Origin of the sequence: Streptomyces sp. H27-H5 (assembly GCF_026627505.1) — a bacterium.
GTDB lineage: Bacteria > Actinomycetota > Actinomycetes > Streptomycetales > Streptomycetaceae > Streptomyces.
Genome location: NZ_JAPNLK010000023.1, coordinates 1 through 20,359 on the forward strand (window position 1 = coordinate 1; position 20,359 = coordinate 20,359).

Consider the following 20,359-nt stretch of genomic DNA (forward strand, 5'->3'; position numbering starts at 1 on the left):
CAGCGCGGCCAACTCCTCGTACGAGGGCAGCTGCGGCGGGGCATCGGTCACAAGGTCAATCTACCGGCCCCGCAGGACCACCTCGCACCACATCGCCGCAGCTCACCGGCCGTCCAAAACAGTCACGACTGCGCAGCGTGAGCTGCCGGGGAACGCGTGCACCCAGCGCGAAAAGAGCGACGCCCAGTCGTAATCCCCTCTCACCTCGCTCCAGCATTCCCTCCTCAACGAGTTCCGAGATGATCCGATGGGCGGTCGCCTTGGGCATATCGGCTCTGCGCGCTATTTCAGACAGCTGGAGTTCTGGTTCACCCGGCCGAAAGCAACGCAGAACACTCAGGCCGCGCGCGAGCATCGAGCGAGTGTGCTGAATGGACAAGGACACCTCCCGTGAGGGCCTGGTGGAGGGGGTCAAGGGCGCGCCGACGCATGCGCCGGCGGGCATGCCGACTCCCCGATCTCACCTATTGCACGTGCAGAGACATCGAATAAGGAACCCGCGTACCGGCATGCGAGTGCCACAGGACACGCGAAAGCCGGCCCATCCCCCGGAAACACGGCCCCCTTTCGCCACCTTCCGTATCACCATGCGTGGCGCCCGAGTCGGGAGCCGAAAGATGTACGGGAAGAAAACTGTAGCAGTGCGGGAATAGTCACCATGACTTTGCCGCAACGATCCGGTCATTCTGCACGCGTTTATGGGGAAGGGTTTGGAGGTGGCACGCCCGCTGTTGACGCAGGGAAAGGCACGTGGGGTGCGTGCGGCAGGGGCAGGCCCCACAGGCCGCCCACAGCGGACAAATGACGGGAACCAGTCATCCCATCGCACATCACCGCGAGCATCACCGCCGGGCGCGCCTCCGGGGGTTCCAGAGCCCGGGAGGCCGGGCTTCCGGGACCGCGCAACACGTCCGCGACGCATCTCTTGTGACGCGGACAGGAACGACGGCGAGCTCTGTCCGGGTACGGGCGGGGCTGCGTGCGGGTGTCCGGGATCAGCCCGGAATCGGACACTCTCCGGCAGGTTCGGGCCCGGCACGCCCGGCCTATGGGCGGTTCACGCTGTACGTCGGCGGCCTGCGGGACTGGAACCTCGGCGACCTGCAAGGGACCACGAACCAGGACTGCAGCGGATCGTTCGTGAACCAGCACACGAACGGGCAGTTCGCCTGGAATAACGGCGGGTGGGCACCGGACGACGGTGACAGCCCGGTGATCCTGGCTCGCGCCGCGGCCAGGCTCGCAGACCCAGCCCGCGATCCGGGCACCACACGGTAATCGACGGCCAACGATGCCCCCGGCCGTGATCCGGTCGGGGCGTTGGGCAGCCCCACTGACGACGCTTCAGAGCTGCGGGCCTTCAGTTGGAGCTCCGGCGGCCAGGATCGCCCGCAGGGCCGCGATGTGGCCGTTGAAGGCGTCTCGCCCGGCGCCGGTGAGCCGCGCGTAGCGCTTGTGCCGGCTTCCGCTGAGGCGGCGTTCCGTGGCGACGTAGCCGGCTTCTTCGAGTGTCGTGAGCTGTTTGGACAGGGCCGAGTCGGAGAGCTGGACCCGGTCCTTGAGGAAGGCGAACTCCGCCCAGTCGACCGCCGCCAGTGTCGCCACCAGCGACAGCCGGGTGCTGGGATGGATCAGTTCGTCGAAACGCGCATCCGTCATGCCCGCGCCCACCGGCGCAGTACGCGCAGCATCTCCGGCCCGCCGAAGCCGATGACCGCCGCGACCGGCACGGCCGCCCAGATGCCGGCGTGCTCGGCTCCGTCGGCGTCGAGCGCGAGCGCTGCCGCGATGGTGACCACGACGAGCACGAGCAGCATGCCGATCACGATCAAGGGGACGCGGCGGCCGGCGACCGTCCTGCTGACCCGCACCTGACCGGTTCGACGGCGTCCATCGAGCAACCGTGACGCCAGCACCGCGTGCCCCATGCCGAAGGCCAGGGTCGCGGCCCCCGCCAGCCACGGGGAGGCCAGGCTGCCGAGTACCCCCAGCAGGATCCATCCGGCGGCCATCGACCACCAGTAGCCGCGTGGCAGGCCCACCTCCTCGGCGACCTGGTGACGGGCGCGCTCGGCTGCCTCAAGGGCGATGCCGGCCTGCTCCGGAGTGATGTCGGCCATGGCGATACCTCACTTTCCTGGTGGGAAAGCGAGCGTCCCACTTTCCCGCCGGGAAAGTCAAGCGTCGGGGATCGGGGGTGGAAACGGGCACTCATCCTCGAACCGCACGCAACGGTCGCGTACTGGCACGACGGCGCGCTGACCGTCCACGACACCACCCAAGGGCCGTCAGGGACGCGTGACATCCTCGCGCGCCTCTTCGGGATCAGGCCCGACCAGGTACGTGTCATCGCCCGTCACGTGGGGGGAGGCTTCGGTTCGAAGGCCGCGCCGAGGGCCCATGCCGATGCCGAGGGGGACACGCGGCCCCAGGCGATCGCAGAGCCTTCCACCGAGGGGCGCGAAGACGACCGTGGGCAGAGTGAGCGGCAGCACGGCGACACCTGCTTCGAAGGGGGACATTCCCACGACGTCCTGGAGCCAGATGACCCCGAACACCGCGCACCCGACGAAAGCGAAACGCACCGTGGAGATGACGGCGGCTCCCACCGCGAACTCCTTGTGGGCGAACAACTCGAAGTGGATGAGCGGATGGGCGATCGGGCGTTCGCGTACCACCAGGAGCGTCATCAGCGTGGCCCCGGCGGCGAGCAGCGAGCAGCGAGATGACGGTGGCCGAGGCGGGGAGCCGCCCCGTAGAAGAGGGTGGAGATGCTGGACGAGATGCCCATGGCCTGGCCCCGATCCCGGCGGCCGAGTTCCTTGAAGATGAGCACTTGGGATGCGGGGCGAAGGACCGCCGCACCGGCCCCCTGGGCCGCGCGCGCGGCGATGAGCCAGGCCTCGGACTGGGCCAGACCCGCGGCGGTCGACGCCACGACGAACAACAGCGTTCCGAGGCGGAAGGTGCGCTCGTGCCCCAGGATGGCGCCGATGCGTCCGCCGATCACGCTCATACCGACGAAGCTGAGCAGATACGCACTGATGATCCACTGGAGCCCCGGTGGACGAGGCGTCCAGACTCCGCTGGATGGTGGGAAGAGCGACCAGCACCACCAAGGCATCGATGGCGATCATCGACGAAGCGCAGGCCATCACGCCCAGGATCCACCATGGGTGACGCCTGCTCAGGAATTGCTGCCGCCGTTTCACGCGTTCTCTCCCGGTAGATCCCGAGCGGCGGACACCTGCGAACCGGGCGGGAATTCGGCTCGCATCGGTAAGGCGGCAAAAGTTACCAAGACGGGGGCGACTTCCACCGTGCGGACACTCGGGCAGCGTCCCTGTTCGTGCTGGTGCGCGAGGGTGCGAGAGGCCGCGAGAGGCCTTTGACTACCCGGGCGCGAGCCTCCACTTCGGCGCGTCCGCGTCGGAAGCCCGGGCCCAGTAGAGCTTGGCATCGAGGCCCAGCACGGTGAGGAAGCCGTCCGATCCGGTCCGAACGCCGGCGGGGGCACCCGATATGAGGAGTTGGGCGGTGGTCCATCGCGGTGTGCCGCCGCCGATCAGGGTCGTGCCGAGGGTGCCGTCGGGGCCGCGGCCGGCTATGGCGGGGCCGCACAGGCCCACCGCGCCGTAGCCGCCGACTCCACCCAGGTCGAGCACGACCGGGCGGCCCGAGCCGTCGAGCACAGCCGTCTGGACGGCGCCCGAGTCGGGCTTGCGGAAGAACACCCGCACCCCGTCGCCGTCGGCGCGGGCGGAGAGTCCGCTGACCGTGGTCGCGGGCAGGCCGCTCTGCCGGGGACGGGCCGAGAGAGGGGCACCGGGTGTGGACTGGGCCCAGGTCAGCACGGACTTCGGGGTGGCGGCGACGACGTGGATGCGGCCGGCGCTGTCGGTCGTGGCGGCCGGGTCACCGTGCAGGCCGGTGCCACCCAGGTCGCTCCACCCGGACCATTTCCCCTTTGCGTCCTGCTCGATCTGGTACAGCCTGAGGTCTCCCCCGCGCACGAACACCGCGAGGCGGCCGGAGCCGTCGACGGCGGGGGCTGGGGCCGACAGGTCGGACAGGACGCTGGCGCCGCTCTGGGGCGGCGATCCGAGCGGGCGGAAGGGGCCGAAGTCGCCCCCGGGGCGCTGCTGGACCGTGGTCACGATCTCACGACGGTAGTCGGCACCCCGGCCGAGGTGGGTGCAGGTGCCGAACACGGCGATGCGCCCGTCGGGCAGCCGTACCGAGGTGAGGCCGCCGTCGAGCAGCCCGTCCGCCGCCAGTAGTTTCGGGGCCGCCCACGTGTCGTTCGTGCCGGACGGCTTGTGCCAGACGGCCAGCTTCTGGTCGAGGACGCCGAACGCCCACAGGCTGCCGTCCTCGCCGGGCTGGAGCCAACTGGTTGAATTCGCGCGGGAGTAGCGGATCGACTGGGCCCAGTTGTTGCCGTACGGGCGGTTGGAGACCTTGCGGTCGCCACAACCCGCCGGGCTGCCACAGTAGTTGTCCTTCGGATCCATCCAGGCGTATGTCTTCACCGTCTCCGCCTTGGCATCCGCTCCCGCCTTGTCAAGGGTGTGCGGCAGGTAGCTGGTGTTGTAGCCGAGGTAGGTCTGGACGGTGAAGTTCGGGTGGCCGGAGAGGGCGGCGTATTTCTGGAGCGCCGCCTGGGCGAAACGGGCGCTGAAGACGTGGTCCTGGTGGTCGATGATCTGATGCCTGACGCCCTCGCGGGCCGGGGTGGGGTCCAGGGTGCGTATATGGGTGGGGCGGAAGCGCTGCATCAGGCCGACGAGCGCGTCGACGAGCTGGTCCTTGGTGTAGCTGATGGGCTGGGCCGGGGTGCCGGATGCGAGGAACGGCTCCAGCGAGGGGGTCTGGCCGTTCCACAGGCCGCGCAGGCTGTGCGCTACGTCCTTGTACATCTCGCGGGCTTCGCGCAGTTGTATCCAGACCAGGTTGATCTGGGGGTGTGCCTGGAGGGTGTCCAACTCGGCGGTGCCGCCACCGGTGGTGGGTATGGAGGTACGGGTCCAGGGGCTGGTCTTGTCTCCGGTCGCCATCTGGGCGTATGCCGCGCGTATGCCGTTCTGCCTGGCCTCGGCGTACTGCGGCCGGTCGGCGGGCGGCATGGGGTGCCCCACGGACGCGCGCCCGGGGGCGTTGACGCCGTCGGCCTCCCCGGACGTCACGTACACCGAGGTCATCGGGCGGCCGGAGCGCACCGAGTGGCCCGTGTCCGGGTTCATGAAGAACAGGTCGTCGTCCGGGTGGGCGACGATCTGCATGACCGATTCGCTGCTCACGAGGGGAATCTCCTGCGCGCTGTCGGTTCCCGCGCCATCGTCCGCCTCCTCCGTTCCGCCCGGCCAGGAAGCCACCCCGTACCCGGCGGCTCCGACGAGCGCCACCGCCGCGGACGCCAGCATGAAGTGTCTGCGGGACGGCTTGGTTCGGTGCTGACTGGGCGTCATGTATCTGTTCTTTCGGTGCGTCGGCCCGGCAGGGCTCGTTCTCGGGGCGTCAGCACCGCTCTCCGTCTCCGGCCGCGAGTGATGCTCGAATCAGGGCTGGTCAGAACCCGATCCGAATGAGAGACGGAAGGGACAAAAGTTGGGTTTATTGCGACCCGTGTATCTTTCGTCACACCCTGGCCGCACCCTCGTCCCGAGACTGAGGTGCCCCCGGCGACGATGGGCCGCCTACGGGAAATTCCGCCGACGCCGGCTGTGAGTGTCCGCCGCTCGTCGGTGAACCTCTTCATCCACGACACCGAGCGCACCCCGACCGTCGTGTCGGCGCGTCCGCATGTCGGTTGATGACAAAAACCGCCGCATATCGCCCCGCCGGGCAGGTCAGGGTGTTAAGTACTTCCCTACGACGAAGGGATCACGCCATGGCAATGCCCGTACTCACCCCGGCCCAGAGGGCCGAAGCCCGCCGAAAAGCCGCCGCAGTCCGCAAGGAACGCAGTGAACTGATGACCGCGTTGAAGACCGGCGACCTGAACCTGGCTTCCTTGTTGGAGCGTGATGACGCCGTGGTCGGCAGGATCCGGATACGCCGCCTCATCGAATCGCTGCCCGGCATAGGCTCCGTGCGCGCGGAACGACTTCTCGCCAAGCTCGACATCTCCGAGACCCGCCGCATCCAGGGACTCGGCCCCAACCAGCGCGCCCGACTCCTCGCGCTCTCGCCGCACCAGGCCTGACGCCCGGCCAGTTCCCCCGTTTCGGCCGGCGGCGGGGCCGGATGAGGGTGCCGGCGAGGCGGGGTGTGGCCTGGTGGATGAGGGCGAGTTCATCCGTTCGGTTGGCCAGGCCGCACCCCGCCGAGGCGGGTGATGCCTCGTTCGACGGTGTTCAGTGTTCCGCTGCGGCAGCATTCGCGGTCAAAGCCGGGTGAGCGGCTGGCGTTGCGGCCTCACCTCAGAGCGGTGGCCGATCTCGCACCGGCTGGAACCGGGAACTCACCCGGAGACCGCCGCCCGGGCTCCCTCCGGTGACGACATCTCGAACTGCTCCGCCCGAGCGGGCCCGGCCTGCTGCTCCCGCCCTCGCGTCGCGGCGAGCCGCTGCTCCTTCCCGGCGGCTGACGCGCACGCCGGAGACCCGTTCCCCACCCTCTGGTGACCTGGCTTGCCGACCGCGGCCATGCGGGTACCGGCTTCGTGCCCAGGGGAGTTGACATGGAGCTTCCGGTGGCGGCCGTGGCGTCGATGGCGTCCGAGGCGCCGGCCTGGACCGAGCTTGCGGCGGGCGAGGACGAGGATGGTGAGCGCGGTGGCGGCGCCTGCGGCGGGAAGCCCGGCGAGCGCGTCGGGGCGTGCGGCGAGAGCTGCGGCGAGCGCGGTTCCGGCGGCCTGGCCGGTGCCGACGGACAGGATCAGCCAGGCGTACGCCTCGGTGGTGCGAGAGGCGGGAGCGAGAACGTCCACGGTGTGGAACCCGTTGGTGATGATCAAGGTGAAGAACAGACCCGGGATCGCCGTGAGGGCGATGGCCGTGCGGGGGCCGGGCTGGGCGAGCAGAGGCGTCCAGCCGAGGAGGAACAGGGCGCTGGTGGTGATGAGCTGGGTGGAGGTCGGGCCGGGCCGCGCCCGGCGGGCGTAGATCAGGCTGCCCAAGAGACTGCCGGTGGAGAACGCGGCGGGAAGCACGCCGGAGAGCATGGCCAGGCCGTGGGTGGCGGCCATGCCCGCGGACCACACGTTCATCGCTCCGAAAGCGAACCCCGTTCCCGCCAGCGCGGTGAACAGCAGGGTCAGGCCCGCGCTCAGCAGCCGTTCGCTTCCGGTCTCCCCGTCGGCGGCGGGACGCCAGGCCTGCGACGGTGCCGCGGTCAGCACGACCGCCGTGCCGACGAGGGTGAGGGCGGCGGTCGCGGTCAAGGCGGTGTCGGGCCCGTACGCGGTCGCCAGCCACGAGGCGAGCAGGGGGCCGGCGATGTACAGAAGTCCCTGCGAGCCGGTGTCGAGGGCCTGGACCACTCGGCGCCGCCCGAGGTCGGGCAGGACCGTCGGCCACAGCGCTCGTAGTCCTGCCTCCAGCGGCGGGGTGACCAGACCCGCGAACCCCACCACCGCGGTCAGCGCCGCCGGGTGCCCTCCCGCCCCGATCAAGGGAAGCGCGGCCAGGCAGCCGGCGTTGAGCAGCACCGCCGGTGCCGATACACGGGTCTGGCCCTGGCGGTCCATCAGCCTGCCCTTGACCGGCTGGGACAGCCCGGACGCCAGCCCGTACAGCGCGGCAAGCAGGCCGGCGAACGCGAGGGACCCGCCGCCGTCGGTGATCCACAGGACGAGTCCCACGGGAACCATGCTGTTGGGCAGACGCCCGGTGAGAGTGCCGCCGAGCAGACGAACGACGTGTCGGCTGCCCAGTACGGCGCCGTACGTGGCGGACGGCGGGACGGCGGTCGGGTGATCGGCCAGGGTCAACAGGGCAGGGCTTTCCGTCAGGGGGCGTGCGAGGCGGAGGCAGGTACGGTCGGGGCGCCATCGGCGTGTACGGAGCGCATCCGCAGCCGGATGGCCATCTCACGGCAGGACCGGGTGTTCGACGTGGTGGCCCAGGAGGCGCAGCTGTCGAGGAACCCGGAGCGGGAGCGTAACCCGGAGCGGACGGGCCGGGGCGGAACTTGTGATCTTCCGACAAGACCGCGGGAACGGCCGCGGACGCGGACGCCCAAGGAACCGGCCCTCCCCCGCACTTGCGCGGGGGGGAGGGCCGGTTCCTTCTGGAGGGGGAGGTGTCGTCCGGGGGTTTACAGGCCGTTGATTCGGGCCATGCGTCCGGCGCCCAATGCGGGGCGGAGTTCGGCGGTGACGACGCGGGCTCTGCGGGTCACTCGGGAGTGTTGGCGCCTGACCTGGGCCATGAGGCGCCGGCTGCGCAGGGCCATCTCCAGTTCGAAGCGGGTGCGGGGGTCGCGCAGTCCGGCGCCGAAGAGCTTCTCCAGTTGCCGCATGCGGTAGCGGACGGTCTGGGGGTGGACGCTGAGGGCCTTGGCGGCTTCGGGTGCGCCGCCGCCTTCCAGCCAGGCGAGGAGTGTGACTTCGAGTCGTTCGCTCTGGCGGGGTGTGAGGTCGGCCAGGGGGCGCAGCCAGCGTGCGGCCAAGGCCTGGGCCAGGGGTTCGTCCTGGAGGAGCATGAGGGTGGAGAGGTGGTCGTCGACGAACACGGCGCGTGCGTCGGGGCCGGACCGGGTGGGGGTGAGGTTGAGCAGGCGTACCGCCCAGCGGAGGGAGGAGGCGGTGTCGCGGGGTGGGACGGGGTGGCCGACGGCGGCGAATCGGCCGCGCAGGGAGCCTTCGAGTGTGGTGCGGGCCTCGGGGTCGGGTGTGGGGACCAGGAGGCAGGGTTGGCCGTTGACCAGTCCGGCCAGGGCGTCGTCCAGGACGGCCGCGAGTTGCTGGGTTTCGCCGGGCGAGGCCAGGGCGATGGCCCGCACGGAGGCGGGCAGGGGCCAGCGGGCCGCCCCGGCCAGTTCGGCCAGGGCTATTTCGGACATGGGCATGTCAGACGTGAGAGCGGCGAAGAGCTCTCGTCGAGCGCGTTCGGGCCCTGTGCTGAATCCCTGGGAAGGGACTGCCTTGAGGGTGGGCAACGAGCCGCCGCCGTGCGCGTCCTGAGGGAAGAGCGCGTCCGCGTCCTGCTGCCGGGGGTTTCGGGTCGACTCCGTCTGCCGGGCCGACTGAATCTGATCTGCTGCCTCACCCTGCGGTGTTACCGGCGGTTCGCGGTAACCGAGAACCGTGAGCAGGGCCGACTCCACGTGCTCTCTGACGACCTCGTCGTCGATGTCCTCGATCAGAGTGGAGAAACCGGGGATGTCGCTCCGCAGTTCCTCCACGATCCCCGCGGCCAGCGCGGGTAGTTCCTTTCGCAGGACCCGGGTCCATTCGCCGCGTGGGCGGGACCAGATGCGGTTCAGAAGTTCGCACATTGTTACCTCGTTCATGCCGGGGTATGGCCTGCCCCGTGGGAGGGTGACAAGCCTGTAGGGGCTGTCCTCCTCCCCGTCGACGTCAGTGCCGACGGGGGAGTTGAGCGCCTCGTACTCCCTCCAGGAGCATGCCAACCACTTGCAGTCCCGCGACCTTGCCTAGATTTTGCCAACGGGGAGGTGTGGCGGCGGACAAGGCGTGAACCTCGTCGCAACCGCACCACTGGAAGGGAATCTTCCGGGGATGTTCGAGTCGATGACTGCGCGGGGGCCAGAAATTATCACGTTTCGATAAATCCCGTGGAGGTGCTGCGAAGGTCCACGATGCTTCTGCACTCCGGCCCCCGCTCCCGGCCGGCGAGGCACCATCTCCCGCCTGCCGCGGAGCAGTTCCGACGACAGTCCCCGGGCGCCGAGCGCGAGGTGGAGTGCTCGGAGCCCGGGCGTATGGGAGAACTACATGCCCTTGTCCACGCCTCGTACGCCGAGCTCACACCGGGCACGCAGCACCAGACGGCACGCCGGCATGGTCGCCGCCGCGGCCGCCGGGAAGCGGGCCCTACGGCGGCCGCCCCTGCTGTCCGCCGCCGGCGGCCCGCACCCCGGTGCCATCACCCTCGCGGCGCTCGCCGCCCTGGCGGCCCTGGTCGTGATGGCGCAGGCCGGTGCCCTGACGGACTTCTGGAACTTCCTCGACTTCGGTGCGGGCGTGCTCTCGCTCGTCTCGCTGAGTTCCACCGTGCTCTGGGGCCTGGCGGCCACCGACCGGACCCTGTTCTCGTCCGGGCACCGGCTCGTCGCCCAGGGCGTGCACCGCGGCCTCGCCGTCGCGGGACTCGGCTTCCTCGGCCTGCACGTCTGGGTCAAGATCGCCAAGTCGCAGACGGTGGCCGCCTCCGCGGTCGTCCCCTTCGCGGACCCGGTCCAGCCCCTGCGCGTCGGGCTCGGCACCCTCGCCGGCTACCTCTTCATCGCCGTGGCGGTCTCCGGCGCGGTCCGCAGCGCCTTCGCGACCAAGGGCCGCTCCATCTGGTGGCGGGCCCTGCACATGGGCGCGTACCCGGCCTGGGGCGCCTCCCTGGTGCACGGACTCAAAGCCGGCCGCCCCGCGAGCGGCTGGGTGACCGTGGCGTACGGCCTCTGCCTGCTCGGCGTCGCCGCCGTACTCGTCATCAGGCTCCGTCGGCGACTGCGCTCCCTCCCCGACCGGCCGCCGGGCGGAACTCCCCCGAGCCCCAAAGGCGCCAAAGGCCCCAAAGCCCCCGAGCAGGCGCCGCCGCGAAACCCGGGGCCCTTCGTGAGCCGGCCCGCGGAGTGGGCCGCGTCCCGACTGACCGCCCGCCTGGCGCGGCAGTCGGACGAACTCCCGGAGGCGCGTCCCGACTGGGACCAGGAACCCGCACCGCGCGCCGAACAGGCGCCCGCACAGCCCTACGGCCGGCAGTACGCCCAGTCCTACCCTCCGCCGTACGCCGAGCCGTACGCCCAGCCCTCGTACGGTCAGCCCTCGTACGCCGGCCAGGGAGCCGGCCGGGAGCCGCGACCGGGCCCGGTGCCGGACACCCTCCTCATCCAACGGGGAGCCGCCGGCCCGGTGACGGCGGCCCGACCGCAATCCCCACCCGAACCCGACTATCCGGCGTACGGAACCGTGTTCATCCCCAGTCAGGCCCAAGTCACCACCGAAAGGCCCGGCGGGCCCTTCGACGGTAGCCGGGGGCGGCAGTGACCGATCTGCCGCGCCCGGCACTCGGCTGTGTGGGCATGCCCAGACTGCTGGCGGGACTCGACGTCATGGCGCGGCTCGATCGCGCCGCCCACCTCTCCGTCCACGGCGACCTGCCCCGGTACGGTCTCGAAGACCTCGTGCAACTCGCCGAGGGGATCGACCTGCGGGGCCGCGGCGGCGCGGGCTTCCCCTTCGCCCGCAAGCTCCGCGCCGTCGCCCGGTCCGCCCGGGCGGGCGACGGACGCTGCGCCGTCGTCGTCAACGCCAGTGAGGGCGAACCCAGTTGCCTCAAGGACACCGCGGTGCTGCTGCACGTGCCGCACCTGGTCCTCGACGGGGCCCTGCTGTCCGCGGGCGCGCTCGGCGCGGAGGAGGTGGTCATCGGGGTGACCCGCGACGACGTCGAACAGTCCCTGCGCGAGGCCGTCGCCGAACGGGGCCCGGCCGGCCGGCGGGTGCGCGTGTCCCGACTGCCCGAACGCTTCGTCACGGGGGAGGGCACCTCCCTCATCAACGGCATCGACGGCGGCCCCGCACTGCCCAACGGGCAGAAGGTACGGACCAGTGAACGCGGGCTGAGCGGCATGCCCACCCTGCTGTCCAACACCGAGACGTACGCCCAGATCGCCGTCGCCGCCCGACTGGGCGTCGAGGACTACCGCTCCGTCGGCACCGAGAAGGAGCCGGGCACCGTCATGCTCACCGTCGCCGGCGCCACCGCCGTCGAGGTCCCGCTCGGCACCTCCCTCGCGTACGTCCTGGAACTGTGCGGCACCGCCCCCGGCCAGGGCGTCCTGATCGGCGGCTACCACGGCCGGTGGCTGCCCCCGGCGTCCGCGCGCCTGGCCGCGCTCTCCCGGGAATCCCTGACCTCGTACGACGGGGTGCTCGGAGCCGGCGCGGTCCTGCCGCTCCCCGAGGACACCTGCCCGGCCGGCGAAGTCGCCCGGGTGACGCGCTGGATGGCCGGCGAGTCCGCGGGCCAGTGCGGCCCCTGCGCCAGAGGCCTGCCCTCGCTCGCCGACGCCGTGGACGCCCTCGTGGCCGGCGGCGGCGGAGCCGCCCTCGACGCGGTACAGGCCCGGATGCGCGGCGTACGCCGCCGCGGCGCGTGCAGCCACCCCGACGGAACCGCCGGATTCGTCGCCTCCGCGCTCGCGGTCTTCCCCGATGAGTTCCGCGACCACGCGCTCGGCAGCGGCTGCGGACGCCGCGTCCTGGGGGCGCTGCCCCTGCCCGAGGACGAGAGCCCCGAACGTCTCGTCGTGGACTGGACGTTGTGCAGGGGGCACGGCCTCTGCGTGGACCTGCTGCCCGACGTCGTCCGCCTGGACGAGGACGGCTTCCCCGCGATGGCGGTGATGCCGGTGCCCGCACGGCTGCGCCCGAAGGCGCTCCGCGCCGTCCGCCGTTGCCCCGCGCTCGCACTCCGCATTCAGGAATGAGCACGCGGTAGACAACCGCCCGGAAATCGAGTTCAACGTTTGGCACGATCTGACAAAATCCTTTGATTCTGAATTCAGTTGGCCCCACAGGCCTTATGAATAAGCCTGTAAGCGAAAACGCCGGGCTGGACCCGAAGGAGTGATCGTGAACAACAGGCATCGTGGGACGGCAGCCGCCGGATCGGTGATGGCGGTACTTATGCTGGCGGCGGGCTGCAGCGGCGGGGATTCAGACCGCGCGGTGGATTCCGTACAGCCGGCGGGAGCCGGTCAGGCCATCGGCAAGGGATATGACTCGGGAGCCGGATCGGGATCCGGAGCCGGCTACGGGGTGCCCGGCTCGGGCGCGAATCCGGCGGCCGGCGCGGGATCCGGGTACGGCGACGAGCCGGCGGCCGCGGCCAAGGCCGCACCGGCGGGACAACTGGCCCTGCGGGAGATCCCGGAGGTGGGCAAGGTGGTCACCGACAGCGCCGGCGCCACCCTCTACCGCTTCGACAAGGACACGCCCAAGCCCCCCAAATCCAACTGCGAGGGCGGCTGTGCCGCGACCTGGCCCGTGGTGTCGGCCGACGACGCCAAGGCCTCCGCCGGCATCGATCCGAGCATGCTCGGATCGGTCGAACGGGCCGACGGCACCAAGCAGCTGACCCTCGGCGGCTGGCCCGTGTACCGCTACTCGAAGGACGCCAAGGCGGGCGAGGCCAAGGGCGAGGGCGTCGGCGGGACCTGGCACGCGCTGGCCGCGGACGGCAAGAAGGCGATCGACAAGAAGGACGCGCAGCCGCCGAAGGAAGAGGCCGCGCCCCCCAAGACCGGTGGCTCCGACGAAACGGGTGACGCGAATTCGAATGAGAAAATAGAACTCGCGGTGGCCGCCAACGAGAAGCTCGGAAAGATTCTCGTGGATGCCGAGGGCCGCACCCTCTACCGATTCAACAAGGACAGTGCGTGGCCCATGAAATTCGGCTGCCTCGACGCCTGCCTGAACACCTGGAAGCCTGCCCCTCCCGTGGACAAGGCGAAGGCGTCCGGAATTCCCGCAGGGCTGGTGGGCAAGGTCAAGCGACCCGACGGGAGCGAGCAGCTGACGATCGACTGCTGGCCGGTCTACCTGTTCACCGGTGACAAGGAGCCCGGCCAGACCAACGGGCAGGGCAAGCAAGGCCTCTGGTTCGCGGTCAACGACGCCGGCAAGAAGGTCACCACGACCACCGGCTGACCCGAGCCGGAGCCGGAACCCGTGCCCGCCCCGAGCCCTGTGAGGGAGACGTGTCAGCTTCACCCCGGATCACCGCCCGCCACCTGGTGCCCTGTGTCGCCGTGCTGATCGCCTCGATGATGTGTGGCGGCTGCGCGGGACAGGAGAAGGCGCGGGCGGGCGCGACCGACGCCCACCCGGCCGGCGCCGCCACCGCGGCCGAGCCGTCCACCCCGACCGCCCCGGCGCCGTCCGCGACCCCGGCGAGCCCGACGCCGTCGTCCACCGCCCGCCCCGCCTCCCTCGACCAGATCGCCGCCGCCCTCGACTGCCGACCCGAGATCACCGTCGACGCGGAGGAACTGAAGGAAGGAGCGTGCGGGGCGGGCAAAGAGGGATTCCGGATGGCCACCTTCGCCGCCGACCAGGGTCAGCGGGCATGGCTCGACGAATCCCGGATGTACGGAGGCGTGTACCTGGTCGGAGAGCGCTGGGTCGTGACCGCCGCCTCCGCCGAGGCCCTGGCACCCCTGCGGGAACGCCTCGGCGGAACCGTCGAGACCGGCTCCGGCCACGGCGCCTCGCACGGCACGGAGCACGGCGCCTCGCAGGGCCCCTCGCAGGGCGCGGAACACCCCCCGGGCCACGAGGCCATGAGCGGCGCGGGTTCCTGAGGCCCCGCCTTCCCGGGCGACCGTCGGGATCCGTCGCCCCCCCCGGGTGCCGGAGCCCGGCGGCCGCCCCTCCTCGCGGAGCCGGACGCGTCCCGCGAGGCCCCGGCCGTCCCCCTCGGATCGTGCGGGGCCGACAGCGCCCCGTCCCGCCGCCCGGGTTCACGATGCGCCGACCCGCTTCTCCCGCGACACCCCTTGATCTATCGTCGGGAACGATCGACGGGATCGGCGTCGTACGCACGTGAACGCGGGGAGGACGGCCATGACCGGGGACATCGGTGGACGCGTCGCCGTCCTCTCGGACATCCACGGAGTCCTGCCCGCCTTGGAGGCGGTCCTCGCCGAGCCGGACGTACGGGCCGCCGACCTCGTCGTCCTCACCGGGGACATCGCGGCGGTACCCCAACCCACCCGGGTGCTCGACCTCCTCGTCGGCCTCGGCGAACGCGTCGCCCGGGTCGGCGGCAACGCCGACCGGGAACTCCTCGAACACCGTCGCGGCACACGCGACGTCCTCGGCGACCCCGTCTCGCCATGGGCCGCGAAGCAACTGCGCCCGGACCACCTCGACCACCGCCCGCGCACCCTCTGTTGGGCCGACTACTTCCTCCACGCCCGCGCCACCGACAACGAAGTCCTCGACGCGTTCGCCCCCCGAGACGGCCGATCCCCCGACCAGCAGCAGGAGGCACCGTGAGCGAGCACATCTGCGACATCGACGCACTGGCCGAGGACGCCGCCCGGGCGGCCGCACTGCTGGACCGGCCGATCCTGCTGGGCATCGACGGGCCGGGAGCATCCGGCAAGAGCACGCTCGCCGCCCTGCTGGCCGAGCGGCTGGACGCGGCGGTCGTCATCCACGTCGACGACTTCCACCTCCCCTCCGCGGACCGCCCCCGGACCGCCGGCGCGATCGCGGCCGACGTCGACCTCGCCCGACTGGAAACGCAGGTGCTGCGACCTGCGGCCACCGGGGGCACCGTCCGGTACCGCCGCTACGACTGGGACCTGGACCGCCTCGCGGAGTGGACCGAACTCCCGCCCGACACCACGCTGATCGTGGAGGGAGTCCACGCACTCCACCTGCGGCTGCGCCACGTGTACACGTACCGGGTGTTCTGCGACGCCCGCCGCGAGGTGCGGCTGAGCCGTGGCCTCGCACGGGACGGGGAATCGGCGCGCCGGTTGTGGGAGGACGACTGGATGCCGGCCGAGGACCGCTACCTGGCGACCCACCGACCGCACCTGCGGGCCGATGTCGTGCTGAACAGCTCGGTCCACACGAAGGGGGTCGGCGCTCCCGCGTACGCGGTGGTGGCCCACTGACCTGCGGACGGCCCCACGGCACGAGGGGTGGGGCGGATCAGGCGGTACGGGCCGGCTCCGCCGGAGCGGCCGCGCCGAGGAGGCGTTCGGCGCGGTACGGGGACGTGTCCAGCTCCGACAGCACCCCGGGGGCGGCGATGTTGGGCAGCACCAGATCGAAGAGGTTGGAGATCTCCCTGGGCAGATCGCCGCCGGGGATGTCCTCGGTGATCAGCAGCACCCCGGTCCAGGCCCCGACGAGCAGCCGCGAGATCTCGGACGGTACGACGTGCCCGAGCAACTCGCCGCGAAACTGGGCCTCTTCGAGCAGCTGCTTGCCCACCGAGATCCAGTCGGGCCACCGCGTCCCGAACAGAGCGCGGGCCTTGACGTCCACCGACAGCCGCACCGAGGCGCTCAGTACGGGGTCCTTGGGCAACCGATGCGCCAGGAGCAACCCCAGGTCCACCCACTCCTGGAGCTTGTGGGTCTGCGGGGTCAACCCCTCCAGGGTCACGGCCTCGTCGAGGACCGCCCGCGCCAGTTCCTCCTTCGAGGTGAAGTGGAAGTAGAGGCCGCCGCGGGTGAGTGGAATGCGCTCGATGAGGCCGCCGATCGTCGTCGCGTCGTAGCCGAGTTCGTCGAACATCTCGGCCGCGGCCTCGACGATGATCCTGCGCGTCTGGATCGCGCGCTCCTGCCTGGCCACTTCACGCCTCCTGTGTGCACGGCCCGTCGGCGTTCGCAGGGCCCCACCCGCCACCCGCACGGAAACCGACCGAGTGTCCGGTACAGTACCAGCGCTCCGGCCACCCCCCGGACCTCCCGCTTTCCCCAACAGGCCGCCGACGCACCGCTGTTGAAGCGACCGATCGCAGCCGCCCGACCCGTCGGACGGCCCGGGCGGGGGCGGTCAGCGGGGGGAGTCCCCGCCGGCTGGTTCCCGACCGGCGCCGGCCCGGAGGAAGGCGCGCCGGGCGTGCGCGAGGAGTTCGCGGGCCGCGGGGCCGTGCGGGGTCTTCCAGGCCAGCGAGAGCAGGGCGGGCGACGTGACGTCGTCGATCGTGCGGGCGGTGAGCCGGTCGGCGTACTCGGCGGCCATCGACTCGCTGAGAATGGCGACGCCGAGACCGCGGACGGCCAGGTCGACGATGGCGTCGGCGGCCCCCGCCTGCAACGCGATCCCGATCCGGACGTCCTGCGCGGCGCACGCCTGGTCGAACACCGTGCGCAGACCGGTGCCGCGGGGCATGCAGACGATTGGATGAACACCCAGGTCGCGCAGGGTGACCCCGTCCCGCCGGGCCAGGGGATGGTCGAAGGGCACGGCCGCCACGAGCCGCTCGCTGACGATCGTGAAGGTGTCCAGTCCCTCGTGGGCGGCGGTGGAGGTCCCGACGAGGGCCATGTCGAGCGTGCCGTCGCGCACCCCGTCGATCAGCCGGTCGGAGTTGTCCTCCCACAGGGAGATCTCCACCCCGGGATGGGCCCGGTGGAACGCGGCGAGGGCGTCGAACAGCGGTGTGACGGTGCAGCCGATGACCATGCCGACGGTGAGCCGACCCCGGATCAGCTCGGTCACCTCGCCCACCGCCTGGCTGACGGCCGCCGCGGCGGACAGCGCGGCCCGGGCGTGATCGAGGGCCGCCCTGCCGGCGTCCGTGAGGGTGGTCGTGCGAGCCGACCGGTCGAACAGCTCGGCGCCCAGCTCCCGCTCCAGCCGGCGGATCTGCGCGCTGACGCCCGACTGGCTGATGTGCACCCGCTCGGCGGCCCGGGTGAAGTTCCGCTCATCGGCGACCGCGACGAAGTATTCCAACTGCCTCAGGTCCATGACTGTCGATTCTAGCTCTCAGCTGATCCAGCTGTTGGACTACTGGTTCGGCATCGATCAGGCTGGGAGGTGTCGCAGCCCGACGACGATCGTCGAGCACACCAGGCATCAGGCATCAGGCATCAGGCATCAGGCATCAGGCATCGAGGAATGAGGAAGCCCATGACGGAGAACAAGTCGACGAGCGGGTCGGGGAACCGGTCGGAGTACGAGAAGGCCATGCGCCCCGAGGACATCACCCGGCTGTTCGTCGAACGATCCAACGCCGGCGACGCGGCCGGGGTCGCCGCGCTCTACGAGGAGGACGCGGTGATGGCCTATCCGCCGGGCTCCCGGACGGTGGGCCGCGAGGCGATCCGCGCGCTGTGGGAAAAGGTCCTGGCCGGCGGCCCCCGCTTCGAACCGGAGCAGCCGCTGCCGACGCTGATCAGCGGAGACATCGCCCTCACCTCGACCCCGCCGAAGGACGGATCGGGCGCCCGCGCCCAGGTCGTCCGCCGCCAACCCGACGGGAGTTGGCTCCGCCTCCTCGACCAGCCCGAGTTCGTCCCCCCGACCGGCTGACCCACCGGGCCGCCCCCTGATGCGGGGCGCGCCGACGATCGGCCGCGTCAGCGGTACCAGTCCTCGCCGGGGCGGGACAGCGCGCTGCGCAGGTACGCCTCCAGGCGCGGCGCCACCCAGGTACGGCTGTCGTTCCCGCAGCGCGGCCGGGAGCGGCTGCCCCAACGCGGCTGCCAGGTCGCGTAGTTCCTGCTCGGAGGCAGGTTCGTTCAGTTCGGCGCCGTCATGCCGCTCCACGAGTTCACGCCACACGAATCCTCCAGGGGTCCCACCGTCCGCGGCATCGTATTCCGCGGCCCCACCGGGAGGGCTGACCGGACAGGTGAACCGTTGTACGCTCCGGGGACGGCCCTTGACCCGCGATGAGCGGGCAGGGAGCAGACACATCGGGAGTACTCCATGCTGCGCACCATGTTCAAGTCCAAGATCCACCGTGCCACCGTGACCCAGGCCGACCTGCACTACGTCGGGTCGGTCACCGTCGACGCCGATCTGTTGGACGCGGCCGACCTGTTGCCCGGCGAGCTGGTCCACATCGTGGACATCACCAACGGCGCGCGGTTGGAGACGTACGTCATCGAGGGCGAGCGCGGGTCCGGTGTCATCGGGATCAACGGCGCCGCCGCCCACCTCGTGCACCCCGGGGACCTGGTCATCCTCATCAGCTACGCGCAGGTCGAGGACGCCGAGGCCCGGGTGCTGAAGCCCCGCGTCGTGCACGTGGACGCGGACAACCGCATCATCGAGCTGGGTGCGGACCCCTCCGCGCCGGTGCCGGGAACGAACCAGGAGCGCAGCCCCCACGCGGTTGCCGTCTGACGAGTCGGGAGTCGGGACCATGGCGGACGAGCGGACGATCGTGTTCGACGACGACCGTGAGGCCGGGCGGCTGCTCGCCGTCGAGGACGGGGTCGCGGTCGGGTTCATCGCCTACTTCGTCCTCGCGGAGGACCCCCACGCCCTGGTGGCGGTCCACACGATCGTCGAGCCCGGGCACGAGGGGCGGGGCATCGCGGGGCGGCTGGTGGAGACCTTCTCCGCGCTCGCCGCGACCGCGGGGGTGCCCGTGGTGCCGCTCTGCCCGTATGCCGCGAGGTGGGCCGCCAAACACCCCGACCGGGCGCCCGTCGCCCCCGCGGAGGCCGTGGTGGCGGCCGAGGCGCAGCTCGCCTCGGACTCCGACCTGTGGTGACGGGCGCGTCCCTGACGCTGCTCCACACGTCCGCGGTGCACGTGCCGGTCTTCGACGCCCTGCGCGACCGGGATCACCCGGGCGCCGTCCTGCGGCACCTGGTGGTCCCGGAGTTGCTGGACCGGGCCCGCGCGGAGGGGCCGGAGGCGGTGGTACCGGCCGTCCGGGAGGTGCTCGGCGGGTGCTCCGGCCCCGTTCTGGTCACCTGTTCGACGATCGGCGCGGTCGTGGAGGCGCAGGCCGGGCTGCTGGGACTGCCGTTGTTCCGGGTGGACCGGCCGATGGCCGCCGAGGCGGTTCGGATCGGCGGCCGGATCACCGTACTGGCGTCGTTGGAGTCCACGCTGGCCCCGACCGCGGGGCTGCTGGCCGAGGAGGCCGGGACGCGCGACGTGTCCCTCCGGACGCGGGTGGTCGCCGGAGCCTGGGCCCGGTTCGAGGCGGGTGACGTGGCCGGCTCCCTCGCCCTGGTGGCCGAGGCGATCGACGCCGTCACGGACACGGACGTCATCCTCCTCGCCCAGGGCTCGATGGCCGGCGCCGCGGCGTCGGCCACGACCTCCATCCCGGTCCTGACGGGCCCCGCCCGGGGCCTGGCCGCCGCGCTCGGCCGATAGGCCCACCGCGTTTCGGGGGGCGTACCGCCGGGGTTCCGGGGAAGGTGGGACACATGGTGCGAATCGAAGAGCAGACCCAGCCTCCGGTCCCCGGTCCCGACCCGCAGCCCCCGGTGCCGGGTCCCGATCCGACGCCGGGGCCCCGTCCCTTCCCGGACCCCGAGCCGCCCACGCCGCGGCCGGCGCCGCCCGTACCCGGACCGGTGCCCGAGCCCGACCCGATCCCGGCGCCGCCCGGCCCGGCCCCCGTGCCGCAGCCCGGTCCGCTCGGCTCGATCGGGGCCTGAGGCCCGGATCCGCCCCGGTCGAGGTCCGCTCGACCGGGGCCCGGCCGCCTCGGGCCCGTTCGGAGCCCGA

21 protein-coding genes and 1 pseudogene are annotated in these 20,359 nt (G+C 71.5%); 13 read left to right on the forward strand and 9 right to left on the reverse strand.

The genetic code is table 11. From position 1 onward, the window contains the following. Nucleotides 1-55 precede the first annotated feature (55 nt). From OTB19_RS14070 to OTB19_RS14080, 3 genes are all read right to left on the reverse strand, one after another. Complete coding sequence (locus OTB19_RS14070; RefSeq protein WP_324290522.1) at nt 56-445, reverse strand: helix-turn-helix domain-containing protein; 390 nt, start codon at nt 443-445, stop codon at nt 56-58. Between the two features lie 899 nt (nt 446-1,344). Continuing rightward, entirely contained in the window at nt 1,345-1,659 is a 315-nt protein-coding gene (locus OTB19_RS14075) for a transcriptional regulator (protein WP_267798494.1), read from the reverse strand. After that, nucleotides 1,656-2,120 (reverse strand): hypothetical protein, encoded by a 465-nt coding sequence (locus tag OTB19_RS14080; RefSeq protein WP_267798495.1) that lies wholly within the window; start codon nt 2,118-2,120, stop codon nt 1,656-1,658. Before OTB19_RS14080 ends, OTB19_RS14075 begins: the two co-directional genes overlap by 4 nt. On the opposite strand from OTB19_RS14080, the gene OTB19_RS14085 reads away from it, so the two are divergent. Continuing rightward, entirely contained in the window at nt 2,058-2,729 is a 672-nt protein-coding gene (locus tag OTB19_RS14085) for a molybdopterin cofactor-binding domain-containing protein (protein WP_267798496.1), read from the forward strand. The two genes, OTB19_RS14080 and OTB19_RS14085, sit on opposite strands and share 63 nt — an antisense overlap. Here the strand turns inward: OTB19_RS14085 and OTB19_RS14090 are convergent. After that, nucleotides 2,690-3,124, reverse strand: a complete 435-nt coding sequence (locus OTB19_RS14090; protein ID WP_267798497.1) for an MFS transporter — start codon at nt 3,122-3,124, stop codon at nt 2,690-2,692. The genes OTB19_RS14085 and OTB19_RS14090 overlap by 40 nt on opposite strands. Before the next feature lie 268 nt (nt 3,125-3,392). After that, on the reverse strand, nt 3,393-5,468 hold the full coding sequence (locus OTB19_RS14095; RefSeq protein WP_267798498.1) for a PIG-L family deacetylase: 2,076 nt from the start codon (nt 5,466-5,468) through the stop codon (nt 3,393-3,395). A 422-nt stretch (nt 5,469-5,890) separates the two neighbouring features. Between OTB19_RS14095 and mihF the strand changes: the two genes are divergently transcribed. Continuing rightward, the gene (mihF, locus tag OTB19_RS14100) at nt 5,891-6,205 is read left to right on the forward strand and encodes an integration host factor, actinobacterial type (protein ID WP_267798499.1); all 315 of its coding nucleotides are present in this window, start codon (nt 5,891-5,893) and stop codon (nt 6,203-6,205) included. A 258-nt stretch (nt 6,206-6,463) separates the two neighbouring features. Here mihF and OTB19_RS14105 read toward each other — a convergent pair whose 3' ends face one another. Then, on the reverse strand, nt 6,464-7,933 hold the full coding sequence (locus OTB19_RS14105; RefSeq protein ID WP_267798500.1) for an MFS transporter: 1,470 nt from the start codon (nt 7,931-7,933) through the stop codon (nt 6,464-6,466). Between the two features lie 326 nt (nt 7,934-8,259). Then, nucleotides 8,260-9,441: a PucR family transcriptional regulator gene (locus OTB19_RS14110; RefSeq protein WP_267798501.1), complete on the reverse strand. Its 1,182-nt coding sequence runs from the start codon at nt 9,439-9,441 to the stop codon at nt 8,260-8,262. 460 nt (nt 9,442-9,901) lie between these two features. Between OTB19_RS14110 and OTB19_RS14115 the strand changes: the two genes are divergently transcribed. The 6 genes and pseudogenes from OTB19_RS14115 (at nt 9,902) to OTB19_RS14140 (ending at nt 15,816) form a co-directional block, all read left to right on the forward strand. Continuing rightward, on the forward strand, nt 9,902-11,170 hold the full coding sequence (locus OTB19_RS14115) for a hypothetical protein (RefSeq protein WP_267798502.1): 1,269 nt from the start codon (nt 9,902-9,904) through the stop codon (nt 11,168-11,170). 35 nt (nt 11,171-11,205) lie between these two features. Then, entirely contained in the window at nt 11,206-12,615 is a 1,410-nt protein-coding gene (locus tag OTB19_RS14120) for an NADH-quinone oxidoreductase subunit NuoF family protein (RefSeq protein WP_267798503.1), read from the forward strand. Between the two features lie 145 nt (nt 12,616-12,760). After that, on the forward strand, nt 12,761-13,837 hold the full coding sequence (locus tag OTB19_RS14125; RefSeq protein ID WP_267798504.1) for an SCO0930 family lipoprotein: 1,077 nt from the start codon (nt 12,761-12,763) through the stop codon (nt 13,835-13,837). A gap of 50 nt (nt 13,838-13,887) precedes the next feature. Beyond that, nucleotides 13,888-14,490 (forward strand): hypothetical protein, encoded by a 603-nt coding sequence (locus tag OTB19_RS14130; protein ID WP_267798505.1) that lies wholly within the window; start codon nt 13,888-13,890, stop codon nt 14,488-14,490. A gap of 274 nt (nt 14,491-14,764) precedes the next feature. Further along, nucleotides 14,765-15,145: pseudogene (locus OTB19_RS14135) on the forward strand (metallophosphoesterase family protein); the annotation flags it as partial. Nucleotides 15,146-15,183: 38 nt separating this feature from the next. Further along, nucleotides 15,184-15,816: a uridine kinase family protein gene (locus OTB19_RS14140; protein WP_267798506.1), complete on the forward strand. Its 633-nt coding sequence runs from the start codon at nt 15,184-15,186 to the stop codon at nt 15,814-15,816. A 37-nt stretch (nt 15,817-15,853) separates the two neighbouring features. Here OTB19_RS14140 and OTB19_RS14145 read toward each other — a convergent pair whose 3' ends face one another. Both OTB19_RS14145 and OTB19_RS14150 read right to left on the reverse strand, forming a co-directional pair. Continuing rightward, nucleotides 15,854-16,504, reverse strand: coding sequence for a ScbR family autoregulator-binding transcription factor (locus tag OTB19_RS14145; RefSeq protein ID WP_267798507.1), 651 nt, complete (start codon nt 16,502-16,504; stop codon nt 15,854-15,856). Nucleotides 16,505-16,708: 204 nt separating this feature from the next. After that, entirely contained in the window at nt 16,709-17,629 is a 921-nt protein-coding gene (locus tag OTB19_RS14150; RefSeq protein ID WP_267798508.1) for a LysR family transcriptional regulator, read from the reverse strand. A gap of 162 nt (nt 17,630-17,791) precedes the next feature. Here OTB19_RS14150 and OTB19_RS14155 point away from each other — a divergent pair, with 162 nt between their 5' ends. The 5 genes from OTB19_RS14155 to OTB19_RS14175 all read left to right on the forward strand — a co-directional run bounded on the left by OTB19_RS14155 (nt 17,792) and on the right by OTB19_RS14175 (nt 20,289). After that, nucleotides 17,792-18,193, forward strand: coding sequence for a YybH family protein (locus OTB19_RS14155; RefSeq protein ID WP_267798509.1), 402 nt, complete (start codon nt 17,792-17,794; stop codon nt 18,191-18,193). Between the two features lie 399 nt (nt 18,194-18,592). Next, complete coding sequence (gene panD, locus OTB19_RS14160; protein ID WP_267798510.1) at nt 18,593-19,012, forward strand: aspartate 1-decarboxylase; 420 nt, start codon at nt 18,593-18,595, stop codon at nt 19,010-19,012. 19 nt (nt 19,013-19,031) lie between these two features. Further along, nucleotides 19,032-19,385 (forward strand): GNAT family N-acetyltransferase, encoded by a 354-nt coding sequence (locus OTB19_RS14165; RefSeq protein WP_267798511.1) that lies wholly within the window; start codon nt 19,032-19,034, stop codon nt 19,383-19,385. Further along, nucleotides 19,382-20,002, forward strand: a complete 621-nt coding sequence (locus tag OTB19_RS14170; protein WP_267798512.1) for an arylsulfatase — start codon at nt 19,382-19,384, stop codon at nt 20,000-20,002. The genes OTB19_RS14165 and OTB19_RS14170 overlap by 4 nt, the downstream gene beginning before the upstream one ends. A gap of 53 nt (nt 20,003-20,055) precedes the next feature. Further along, nucleotides 20,056-20,289: a hypothetical protein gene (locus OTB19_RS14175; protein ID WP_078999469.1), complete on the forward strand. Its 234-nt coding sequence runs from the start codon at nt 20,056-20,058 to the stop codon at nt 20,287-20,289. Nucleotides 20,290-20,359 lie beyond the last annotated feature (70 nt).

Excerpts from the sequence above, each read along its gene's own strand:
- panD (WP_267798510.1), top strand. The coding sequence starts at position 18,593 with ATGCTGCGCACCATGTTCAAGTCCAAGATCCACCGTGCCACCGTGACC.
- OTB19_RS14095 (WP_267798498.1), bottom strand. The coding sequence starts at position 5,468 with ATGACGCCCAGTCAGCACCGAACCAAGCCGTCCCGCAGACACTTCATG.
- OTB19_RS14080 (WP_267798495.1), bottom strand. The coding sequence starts at position 2,120 with ATGGCCGACATCACTCCGGAGCAGGCCGGCATCGCCCTTGAGGCAGCC.
- OTB19_RS14115 (WP_267798502.1), top strand. The coding sequence starts at position 9,902 with ATGCCCTTGTCCACGCCTCGTACGCCGAGCTCACACCGGGCACGCAGC.
- OTB19_RS14070 (WP_324290522.1), bottom strand. The coding sequence starts at position 445 with ATGCCCGCCGGCGCATGCGTCGGCGCGCCCTTGACCCCCTCCACCAGG.
- OTB19_RS14155 (WP_267798509.1), top strand. The coding sequence starts at position 17,792 with ATGACGGAGAACAAGTCGACGAGCGGGTCGGGGAACCGGTCGGAGTAC.
- OTB19_RS14150 (WP_267798508.1), bottom strand. The coding sequence starts at position 17,629 with ATGGACCTGAGGCAGTTGGAATACTTCGTCGCGGTCGCCGATGAGCGG.
- OTB19_RS14110 (WP_267798501.1), bottom strand. The coding sequence starts at position 9,441 with ATGTGCGAACTTCTGAACCGCATCTGGTCCCGCCCACGCGGCGAATGG.
- mihF (WP_267798499.1), top strand. The coding sequence starts at position 5,891 with ATGGCAATGCCCGTACTCACCCCGGCCCAGAGGGCCGAAGCCCGCCGA.
- OTB19_RS14175 (WP_078999469.1), top strand. The coding sequence starts at position 20,056 with ATGGTGCGAATCGAAGAGCAGACCCAGCCTCCGGTCCCCGGTCCCGAC.
- OTB19_RS14090 (WP_267798497.1), bottom strand. The coding sequence starts at position 3,124 with ATGCCTTGGTGGTGCTGGTCGCTCTTCCCACCATCCAGCGGAGTCTGG.
- OTB19_RS14120 (WP_267798503.1), top strand. The coding sequence starts at position 11,206 with ATGCCCAGACTGCTGGCGGGACTCGACGTCATGGCGCGGCTCGATCGC.
- OTB19_RS14165 (WP_267798511.1), top strand. The coding sequence starts at position 19,032 with ATGGCGGACGAGCGGACGATCGTGTTCGACGACGACCGTGAGGCCGGG.
- OTB19_RS14075 (WP_267798494.1), bottom strand. The coding sequence starts at position 1,659 with ATGACGGATGCGCGTTTCGACGAACTGATCCATCCCAGCACCCGGCTG.